Annotated in this window: 2 protein-coding genes; one reads left to right on the top strand and one right to left on the bottom strand. The window is 76.4% G+C overall.

The annotated features are described in order from the left end of the window. Positions 1 to 1,210: cell division protein PerM (locus CCN44_RS41940; RefSeq protein WP_244204074.1), on the bottom strand; the 1,210-nt coding region annotated here is incomplete at its 3' end. A gap of 93 nt (positions 1,211 to 1,303) precedes the next feature. Between CCN44_RS41940 and CCN44_RS41935 the strand changes: the two genes are divergently transcribed. Beyond that, positions 1,304 to 1,585, top strand: a 282-nt coding sequence (locus CCN44_RS41935; protein ID WP_462509673.1) for a SigE family RNA polymerase sigma factor, incomplete at its 3' end; no start/stop codon positions are given.

Below are 1,585 nucleotides of genomic sequence, written 5' to 3'. Positions count from 1 at the left end.
GCTCGGCGAGGAGGGCGAGCAACGCCGCGCAGCACAGCGCCGTCCACAGGACCACCCCGGCGGTGCGGCCCGCCGACCAGCGGGCCCGGGGCGGGGCGCCGGACTCCGGGCGCCGCACGGCCGCGCGCGCCACGAACCACCCCGCCGTCATCCCGGCCAGCGCCGGCACCAGGCCCACCACCCAGTTCTGCGACGAACCGGCTCCGGGGCCCGGCACCGCGGCCAGCAGCGGGAACGGCGGCAGCAGCGGGGCGGGGTCGGAGGCGAACGGGTGGACCAGGTGTCCGGTGCCGAGGACGAAGCCGGGGCCGAGCGCGTAGGACGCGGCCCACACCGCCGCGTTGGGCACCAGGGCGATGCCGAGCAGCAGCACCGCGAACCGTCCCGTCCAGCCCTCCGTCAGCTGGAGGAAGGACGCCCGCGCCGGCTCGCCGTGCCACACCAGGGACACCCCGACCAGCAGCGCGCCGCCGCCGAAGAGCACGGTCGTCGCGGCGCCGGCGGCGCGTACGGCCGTGCCCAGCCGTGCCCGCGCGTCCGTGCCGAGCAGCCGGCGCACCGGCCCCGGCAGCACCGCCGGCCCGCTCCGCGCGGTGCCGCGGGCGCCCGGTTCCCCCCGGGCGGGCGGGTGCCCGCCGTGCGGACGGCCGTACGCCGACCAGACTCCGGCACCGGCCGCGCTCGCCGCGAGGAGCGGCAGACACACCGTCACCCAGACCCACTGCGGGCGCAGTTGGCCGTCGGCGCAGTACAGCGCCGCGGCGGCGCCCACCCCCAGATAGCCGAGGACCACGCCCGTCCACGCGGTGCGCGCCCGTACCGGCGGCGGGCCGTCCGGCTCGGCGGAGGCGTCGGTGGCGTCCCGCGCCGCCCGGTACACCAGCCACAGCGGCAGAGCGAGCAGCAGCAGCGGGGTGAGGCCGACGGGCATCGGCGCGCCGGAGAGCGTGTCGGTGCGGACCAGCTCCACGCCGTGCGCGAGCAGCCACAGGGCGGCGGCGATGTGCAGGGCGCCGCCCGGCCCGCTGTCCGGGTACGGCGAGCTGACCCACAGCATCATCACGAGCACCGCGAACGAACCGAGGCCCAGCCCGGCCGCGACGGCACCGCCCAGCAGGCTCGCGGCGAAACCGGGCGAGCGGTCGCGCATCCGGGAGCGCAGGGGCGACAACGACGAGCGGCGAGCGGTCATCTGGATCACGCACGCCATGCTCCCAACGACACGCGCTTTCCCGTCGTAACAGGCGAACCTCCGATGTGTCGCCCAATATGTGTTTATGTTCTTTTTCGTACGGAAGGGTGCATGGTGACGACGCAGAGCCCCGAGCCGACGGCCCCTCAGGAACCGTCCGACGACGCCGGTCTGACGGCCGGACAGACCCCCGCCCTGACGCCCGCTCAGGCCTTCGACGCGCTGTACGCCTTCTGCGCCCCCGCCCTCGTACGCCAGACCTATCTGCTCACCGGGCGCCGGGAGCTGGCCCGCGAGTCCGTGGAGCGGGCCTTCCAGCTGGCCTGGCAGCGCTGGCCCGAGGTGGCCCGGGACCGGGATCCGGCCGGCTGGGTACGAGCGGTGGCGTACGAC

The organism is Streptomyces tricolor, from assembly GCF_002155905.1.
Taxonomy (GTDB): Bacteria; Actinomycetota; Actinomycetes; order Streptomycetales; family Streptomycetaceae; genus Streptomyces; species Streptomyces tricolor.
The sequence above is the reverse complement of the archived record's forward strand: the minus strand, read 5'-3'. Positions and strand labels throughout refer to the sequence as shown.